This is a genomic window from Saccharopolyspora sp. (assembly GCF_017434145.1).
GTDB lineage: Bacteria > Actinomycetota > Actinomycetes > Mycobacteriales > Pseudonocardiaceae > Saccharopolyspora_C > Saccharopolyspora_C galaxeae.
Genome location: NZ_JAFRFW010000302.1, coordinates 1 through 3495, shown reverse-complemented (window position 1 = coordinate 3495; position 3495 = coordinate 1). Strand labels below are relative to the sequence as shown.

The 3495-nt window shown below is 72.2% G+C and carries 3 protein-coding genes; all 3 read left to right on the top strand.

The window, feature by feature from the left end; genetic code table 11:
- Positions 1-1224, top strand: a 1224-nt coding sequence (locus tag IJH84_RS08380) for a bifunctional cobalt-precorrin-7 (C(5))-methyltransferase CbiE/decarboxylating cobalt-precorrin-6B (C(15))-methyltransferase CbiT (RefSeq protein ID WP_295142343.1), incomplete at its 5' end; no start/stop codon positions are given.
- Positions 1224-2636 carry a cobalamin biosynthesis protein gene (locus tag IJH84_RS08375; RefSeq protein WP_295142340.1) on the top strand — a complete coding sequence of 471 codons (1413 nt, stop codon included), beginning with the start codon at positions 1224-1226 and terminating at the stop codon, positions 2634-2636. The genes IJH84_RS08380 and IJH84_RS08375, both read left to right, overlap by 1 nt.
- A 240-nt stretch (positions 2637-2876) precedes the next feature.
- Positions 2877-3495 (top strand): hypothetical protein (locus IJH84_RS08370; protein WP_295142337.1); only part of this gene is annotated, 619 nt, incomplete at its 3' end.

Here is a 3495-nt window from a genome sequence, read left to right as displayed (position 1 = left end):
CGTGCACGCCGGGACGAGGTGGGTGACGTGACGGTCACGGTGGTCGGGATCGACGGTGCGGGGCTGCCCGCGGGTGTCGCGGAGGCGCTGGGGTCGGCGCGACTCGTGGTGGGAGCGCGCAGGAATCTCAACGCGCACGCCCCCGAGCAGGCCCGGACGCTGGAACTGGAACCGCTGGAGTCCGCGCTCGGCGCGCTGTCCGCATTGGCCGGTGCGGAGACCGGCGTGGTGCTGGTGGACGGCGACCCCGGTTTCTTCGGCGTGCTGCGGTCGTTGCGGGACCGCGGGATCCGCTGCTCGGTGCTGCCCGCCGCCTCGGCGGTGGCGAAGCTGATGGCGCACATCGGCCGCCCGTGGGAGGACGTGCCGGTGGCCGTCCCTGGCGAGCAGGACCTGCCGAGGGTGATCAACCTGTGCCGGGCGCGCCCGGCGGTGCTGGTGCTGACCGCACCGGACGCCGGTCCGGCGCAGCTGGCCTCCGGACTGGCGGGCTGGCGGCGGACGCTGCTGGTGGGCGAGGACGTCGGCGGTCCGGACGAGAAGTTCACGCCGGTCGATCCGGCCGAGGCTGCCACTCGCACTTGGGCGGCGAATTCGGTCGTGCTGTGCACGAACCAGGCGCACGAGCAGGGGCCGCGCAGCTGGCTGTCCGGGGGTGAGTGGCTGCCCGACTCGTGGGGCCTGTCCGAGGACGAGTTCTCGCACCGCGACGGCGACATCACTCCCGCCGAGGTGCGGGCGGTGGCGCTGGCCGAGCTCGCCCCGCGTCCCGGCACGCTGGTGTGGGACGTCGGCGCCGGTTCCGGTTCGGTCGCGGTGGAGTGCGCCCGGATGGGCTCGGCCACGGTCGCGGTCGAGTCGGACGAGGCGCAGGTGGTGCGGCTGGTGACGAACGCGGCCGGGCACGGCGTGGACGTGCGGGTCGAGGAGGGCGAAGCTCCGAAGTCGTTGCGGGAACTGCCGAAACCGGATGCGGTCTTCGTCGGCGGCGGTGGCGCCGACGTGGTCACCGCCTGCGCGCACGCCGGTGCCTCGCGGGTCGTGATCGAACTGACGGAGCTGGAGCGCGTCGGTCCGACCCGGGACGCGTTGCGCGCCGCGGGCTACGAGGTGCGGGGTGTGCAGCTGGCCGCGAGCCGGCTCGTCGAGCTGGACGACGGCGGCTCGAAGCTGGAACCGGCCGCCGCGGTGGTGGTGGTCTCCGGCCGCCGGAAGGAGCCGTAGTGCTCGGGCTGTTCCCGCGCACCCCGCAGGAGCAGCGCACCGCCGCCGACCTGGCCGCCCGCCTCGGCCCGGATGCGGTGCTGGTGGACGGCTCGACCGGACCCGCGCTGCGGCGCAGCTGGTCCTCTTTGGACGCTGTGGTCCTGTTCCTCCCGGTGGGCGCGGCGGTCCGGTCGGTCGCGCCGCTGCTGCGCGACGAGGCGTCGGATCCGGACGTGGTGTGCGTGGACGAGCGGTTCGCGGTCACCGTTTCCGGCGGCTCGCGTGCCTTGGCCGAGCGGATTTCCGAGGTGCTGGGCCTTGTTCCGGTGGTCACCGCGGGTGCTGCGGTCGATCCGCTGGACGAGGTGCTGGACTCGCTGGACGCCACTGCGGACGGTTCGCTGGCCGAATGCGGCGCGGCGATCGCCGGTGGTGCGCCCGTGCTGCTGCGGAATCCGCGCGGATTCCCGATGCCTGCGCTGCCCTCGAACGTCTCGACCGACTGCGACGAGCCACTGTGGACGATCGTGGTGGATGATCGGCGCCCTGGTGCGGAACCGGGCGAGCACGAGGTGCGGATCCTCCCGCGCACGCTCGTGGTCGGGATCGGCTCGGTGCGCGGAGTTTCGCGCACCGCGGTTACCGGGCTGATCGCGAAGCTGGATCGCGAGCACGGGCTCGATCCGCGGGCCGTCCGCGCGTTCGCCACCGCGGAAGCGAAGGCCGACGAGAGCGGAATCCTGGAAGCGGTGCAGGACCTCGGGTTCTGGCACGCGACCGACGTCGAGTTGCCGCTGCGGCTCTACCCGGCGGACGAGTTGGCCGGGGTGCCGGTGCCGAATCCCAGTTCAGCGGTGCTCGCCGAGTCGGGAACGCCCAGCGTCGCCGAAGCGGCCGCGCTGCGGGCGGCGGAAGATGCGGCGGTCGGCGACGGGGATGCTGCTTCCGGGGCGGACCTTACGGCTGTCGTCCAGGAAGCTGCCCCCGATTCCGAGCCGGTCGTCTCCAACGGGCGCGACCTCTCCACCGGACCCGGCGAAGTGGCGGAACTGGTGGTCCCCAAGATCAGCGACGGCGGGGTCACCGTCGCGGTCGCCCGGGTCCGCCCGCGCGGGCGGCTCACCGTGATCGGCCTCGGTCCCGGCCCGGCGGACTTGCGCACGCCCCGCGCCGAGACCGAACTCCGCCGCGCTGCGGCGATCGTGGGTCGGGCCGGAGACCTGGAACTGGTGGGAGTCCTCGTGCATCCAGGCGCGGTAACGCACGCGGCGGACTCCGGCTGCGCGGAAACCGCCGCGGCTCTCGCCCGCGAGGGCCGTCTGGTCGCCCTGGTCACGACCGGCGACGGGCTTCCGCTGCACACCGCCGCCCGCGCGGCAGCGGGCTCGAACTCCGTGCAGCTGCAACTGATCCCGGGCGTGCGCGCCTGAACGTCGGATCAACGCCGAACAGCCGACCGTGACGCGGGCAGTTGTCGGCGACCGTGCCCGTTGGGGCAGCACGGCGGGCGCTTTCGGGCAACGGCGTTTCGCCCGATGGCGACGTGTCGGCTCTGGCGAGGGCAGGGAAGTCCGGGCCACGCTGGTTCGACCGGCCTCGTGCGGCGATTGATCCGGGGAAAGTCTCCGTGCGGCGGCATTGCGTTGGGGTCGACCTTGCAGGAGGCAACGATGCACGCCCGTCACGAGATCGACGACAACGCGCGCCGGAAGCCGTCGAGCCGCCCGACGCCGGGCCGGGGACCGGCGACTCCGGCGTCAGCGCTGCTGGATCTGCAGCAGAAATTGGGCAACGCGGCGGTGGCGGACATGATCGCTCGGCGCTCGTCGCCCCATGCGCCGGCCGCCCCGGTCGGGAATGAGACGGCGGCACATGGCGATACCGGAGCGCCGCCGACCGCGCCGGCTGCCGTCCAGCGGTTGGCGTTCGTGAATGAGCAGAAAATTCCGCCGACCGACGGCACTCTCAACGACGAGCAGAAGAAGCTAGCGGGTGACGATCTCGTTCACGACTACACGTCACTGCGGGAGTTCGAGGACCACGCAGCCGGGAATACTGACCACTTGGGCAACCTGTCGGGGACCGCGAGTGAGGGGACTTGGGTCCGGTTCGACCAAAACCTCACCAATGTGCTCGGGGAGCGCCACAGCAAGGTTACCTTGCCGCACGTGCTCAACGCGGTCGATTCGGACCGTTTCTTGTACGAGCCCTTCGTCACCGACGGCTTCGCGGGGGAGCCGCACACGAAGAAGGCATACGAAGACGAATTGGGTGCGACCCTCGAAAGGG